Here is a 4,792-nt window from a genome sequence, read left to right on the forward strand (position 1 = left end):
GCCGGTGACGGCGTACATGGCGCCGGCCAGGGCGAAGACCATGATGTTGGTAGCAAACACGTTGACGCCGGAGACCCGGGCAGCCTCTTCATTGGCGCCCAGAGCGAACATGTTCTTGCCGAAGGTGGTCTTGTTCCAGACGAACCACATGACAGCGGTGCAGATCAGGGCAATCCACACATAGTTGGGGATGGGGGTACCGCCGATCTTGAGCACGGAGCCGGTAATGAAGCTGGAGTAGGACTTGTCCAGGCCGGAGATGGCCATGCCGTTGTTGTTGCCGGCGTTGACGTAGCGCAGCAGCAGCGTGTAGATAATCAGCTGGCTGGCCAGGGTGACGATGAAGGGATGCAGCTTGAACTTGGCCACGAAGAAGCCGTTGAAGGCGCCGATGGCTCCGCCGATGAGCATGGCCAGCAGCAGCACCAGGATGACGGGCGGCGGGGTCAGATTCACCCACATCTTGCTGGCCGCGTCCACGGCCTGCAAAAGGGAAGCGGAGATGCAGGCGGTCAGGCCCACGATACGGCCCGCGCTCAGGTCGGTACCGGTCAGCACAATGCAGCCGCCCACGCCCAGAGCCACGGGCAGATACGCGCAGGTCTGGGAGAGGATATTGATGATGGATGCGGGCTTGCGGAAGTTGGGATTGACAATCGCGATGTAGATGACTGCCAGGATCATAATGATGATCAGGGCGTTGTTGAGAATCATATCGCCCACATGCCGGGCGGTCAGGGGCTGCTTGGCCGCGGCCTTGGCGCCCTTTTCCAGTGTTTTGGATTCCTTACTCATAGGTGTTGTCCCCCTCTATTACACATATTTGGCGGCCAGGGTCAGGATCTCTTCCTGGCTGGTGTTCTTGGCATCCACCTCGCCGGCCAGAATGCCGCCGGACATGACCAGAATCCGGTCGCACACGCCCAGCAGCTCCGGCATCTCGGACGAAACCATGATGACGCCCTTGCCCTCCTTGGCAAGGTCAATGATCAGCTGATAGATCTCATACTTGGCGCCCACGTCAATGCCGCGGGTGGGCTCGTCCAGCAGCAGCACCTCCGGCTTGGTCAAAAGCCAGCGGCCGATGATGACCTTTTGCTGGTTGCCGCCGGAGAGGGAGCGGATCTGGGTCTTCTGGCTGGGCGTCTTGATGCGCATGGCCTTGATGGCCCAGTCGGTGTCCTCGCGCATCTTCTTGTCGGACAGGCAGATGCCGCCCATCAGGTAGCTTTTGAGGTTGGAGATGACCGTGTTGTCCAGAATGTCCCGGATACCGAAGATGCCGGTGGCACGGCGCTCCTCCGTCAGCAGGGCAAAACCATTTTTGATGGACTCCCGGGGATTGCGGTTTTTGATCTCCTTGCCGTGGAGGCGGATGGTGCCGCTGCCCTTGGTCATGGAGCCGAACAGGTTCTCCAGTACCTCCGTGCGGCCGGAGCCGTCCAGGCCGGCGATGCCCAGGATCTCACCCTTATGGAGCTGGAAGCTGGCCTCTTTGAGGCGGGTATACTTGCCGGACAGGTTCTCCACTTCCAAAATGGCCTCGCCGGGGACATTGTCCTTGGGGGGGAAGCGGTTGGTCAGCTCACGGCCCACCATCAGCCGGATGATCTCGTTCATGGTCAGCTCGCTGGCGGGGCGGGTGGCCACCCACTGGCCGTCGCGCATAATGGTGACGTCGTCGCTGATGCGGAGGATCTCCTCCATCTTATGGGATATGTAGATGATGCCGCAGCCCTTGTCCCGCAGCATGTTGATGATGCGGAACAGGTGCTCCACCTCCGTCTCCGTCAGGGAGGAGGTGGGCTCGTCAAAGACGATGACCTTGGCGTTGTAGCTGACGGCCTTGGCGATCTCCACCATCTGCCGCTGAGAAACGGGCAGGGTGGACATGATGGCCCTGGGGTCCACGTGGACCTCCAGCTGGTCGAAGATCTCCTTGGTGCGCTTGCGCATGGTGCTCTCGCTGACCATGATGCCGCCCACCTTGGGGTAGCGGCCCAGCCACAGGTTATCCGTGACCGTGCGGGTCAGGGCCTGGTTGAGCTCCTGGTGCACCATGGCCACGCCATTTTCCATGGCCTCCTTGGAGCTTTTGAAGTTGACCTCCCGGCCCTCCAGGGTGATGGTTCCGCTGTCTTTGGAATAGATGCCGAACAGACACTTCATCAGCGTGGATTTGCCAGCGCCGTTTTCTCCCATCAGCGCGTGGACAGTGCCGGGGCGGACGGTCAGTGACACGCCGTCCAGGGCTTTGACGCCGGGGAACTCCTTGGTGATCCCCCGCATTTCCAGCAATGCCGGCTGATCCATAGTTTTCTCCTCCTTTTGCCTTTGTTTCGATCCGGGGCTCCTGCCTCAGCCTTGCCCGGCGGGCACGGCTCAGGCAGAAGCTCCCATGGAAGGGAGCGGGGCTGTCGCGCTCGACAGCCCCGCTCGTCTGTTGCTCAGCGTTGGGGCGACCCTTTGGGTCAGCCGGTAACCATGGCGTAAGGCACACGGATCTTGGCCACGCCCTCGTCCACGTTGTAGCTATCGGTATTGGCCATCAGCTCAGCGCCGGAGCTCACGTTCTCAACCAGCGTCATGATGGTGGAGGCCATGCCGGCGGCGTCCTGCTTGACGGTACCGGTCATCTGGCCGTTCTCGATCTTCTGGACAGCAGAGTCCATGGCGTCGACACCGTAGACGGGGATGGTCTTGGAGCCTTCCTCACCGGTGTTGTAGCCGGCAGCCTGCAGAGCAGAGATGGCGCCCTCGGCCATGCCGTCGTTGTTGGCGATAACCAGCTCGATCATGTTGCCGTTGGCCTCGGAGTTGGAAGCCAGAATGGTGGTCATGTAGTCGGTGGCAGCCTGAGCAGACCAGGCGCCGGTGGTATCCACCAGGTACTTGGAGGAGTTGTTGGGATCATAGAAGGACAGCTCGGGCTTGCCGGCCTCGGTCAGCTTGGCATTGGCGTCCTCCACGGCGTACTGGGTGCGGTACTCGGCCTCGGCGTTGCCCTCCTGACCCTTGAACAGGACGTAGGTGATGGTGCCGTCGCCGTTGAGATCCACGGTGTCGTAGTTCTCCAGCAGGTAATCGCCGATCATCTCGCCCTGCATGTGACCGGCCTCGGCAGCGTCGGTGCCGACGAAGGCGCACTGCTCGTAGCTGTTGACCACGTCGTCAGAGACCTCGCGGTTGAAGAAGATGATGGGGATGCCGGCAGTCTTGGCAGCATCGCAGGCCTGCTGGGCAGCGTCGGGAGAAGAGGTCTCCACGATGTTGACGATCAGCAGGTTGGCGCCGTTGGTGATGGCGGTGTTGATCTGGTCCAGCTGCTGGGCCTGGTTGTTCTGGCCGTCATAATCCTGATAGGTGATGCCGGCCTCGGTCAGCTTGGCATCCATCTCGTTGCGGACGGTGGTGATGTACGCATCGGCGAAGTTGTAATAGAACACACCGACGTTGAGCTCGCTGGCAGCGGGGGTTTCCTCTCCGCCCTCACCGGCGGGTTCTTCCTGGCTGCCGCAGCCGGAGAGCAGACCCAGCACCATAATGGCAGAAAGGGCAAGTGCAAAAAGCTTCTTCATTCTGGTTCCTCCTAATAAATTTTGAATTCCACGGCCCCGACCGGGGTCGTCCATTCGGAGATATTCACATTATACCGTTGCAAAGTGGAAAAAACGATAGAAAATTCTTCGAAGTTCTAGGAAAAAACTTCGCTGCTCAAGAAATTTTTTAAGAAAATATTGGAAAATTTGGAGCTTTTAAGGACAGATTTGTCTTATTTTGTGCGGGACGCAGAGATTTTCGCAGAAAAAAACAGCCTCCGCCCATTGGGCGGAGGCTGTTGAAAGGAGCCGGATTATTCCTCTACATCCTTGAGCCGGTTGAGATGGGGGCTGGTGACGCAGCTCATCTCCGGCGCGGCATTTTTGAACTTTTCCACGCTGGCGGCGCTCTCCTTGACCGGGGTGATGGTGCCGGCGCCGGCCACACAACCGCCGGGGCAGGCCATTCCCTCCAGCAAATAGCCGTTCCTCTTGCCGGCCTTGGCCATCATGAGCATCTTGCGGCACTCACGCAGACCGTCGCCGTATTCGATCTTGACCTCCCGGTCGGGATCGATGTGGCTGATGGCCTCCACCACAGCAGCGGCCACGCCGCCGCCGACGGCAAAGCCGCGGCCCATACCGGTACCCTCATCCATATTGTCATCGGGACCGGGCTCAATGGCGGCAAAGTTGATGTCCTTGGCGTCGAACATGCCCTGGAGCTCCTCAAAGGTCAGCACAAAATCCACATCGGAGCGGACGGACTTGCGGTTGGCCTCCAGCTTCTTGGCGGCGCAGGGGCCGATGAAGCAGATACGGGCGTTGGGGTGATCCTTCTTGACCATGCGGGCGGTGATGACCATGGGCGTCAGAGCCATGGAGATGCAGTCCTTGAACTGGGGGAAGAGCTTCTTGGCCATGACAGACCAGGCGGGGCAGCAGCTGGTGCCCATGAAGGGCAGCTTGTCCGGGACGTTTTCCAGGAAGTCGTGGGCCTCCTCCACCGTGCACAGGTCGGCGCCGATGGCAACCTCCACCACGTCACGGAAACCCAGAATCCGCATGGCGGCCTTGATCTTGGCCGGTGTTGCGTCCTTACCGAACTGTCCCACAAAGGCGGGCGCCACGCAGGCGATGACTTCCTCACCCCGCTTGATGGCGTTGATGATCTGGAAGATCTGGCTCTTGTCGGCAATGGCGGCGAAGGGGCAGTTCACCAGGCACATGCCGCAGGAGACGCACTTGTCGTA

4 protein-coding genes are annotated in these 4,792 nt (G+C 60.2%); all 4 read right to left on the reverse strand.

Annotated elements, in window-relative coordinates:
- Positions 1-795: ABC transporter permease subunit (locus QZS13_RS09785; protein ID WP_295588455.1), on the reverse strand; the 795-nt coding region annotated here is incomplete at its 3' end.
- 18 nt (positions 796-813) lie between these two features.
- Positions 814-2,313: a sugar ABC transporter ATP-binding protein gene (locus tag QZS13_RS09790; protein ID WP_295588456.1), complete on the reverse strand. Its 1,500-nt coding sequence runs from the start codon at positions 2,311-2,313 to the stop codon at positions 814-816.
- A 158-nt stretch (positions 2,314-2,471) separates the two neighbouring features.
- Positions 2,472-3,578, reverse strand: a complete 1,107-nt coding sequence (locus QZS13_RS09795; RefSeq protein ID WP_295588457.1) for a galactose ABC transporter substrate-binding protein — start codon at positions 3,576-3,578, stop codon at positions 2,472-2,474.
- Positions 3,579-3,853: 275 nt separating this feature from the next.
- The coding region (locus QZS13_RS09800) for a [Fe-Fe] hydrogenase large subunit C-terminal domain-containing protein (RefSeq protein ID WP_295588460.1) at positions 3,854-4,792 on the reverse strand (939 nt) is incomplete at its 5' end.

The organism is uncultured Oscillibacter sp., assembly GCF_900546705.1.
Taxonomy (GTDB): domain Bacteria; phylum Bacillota; class Clostridia; order Oscillospirales; family Oscillospiraceae; genus Oscillibacter.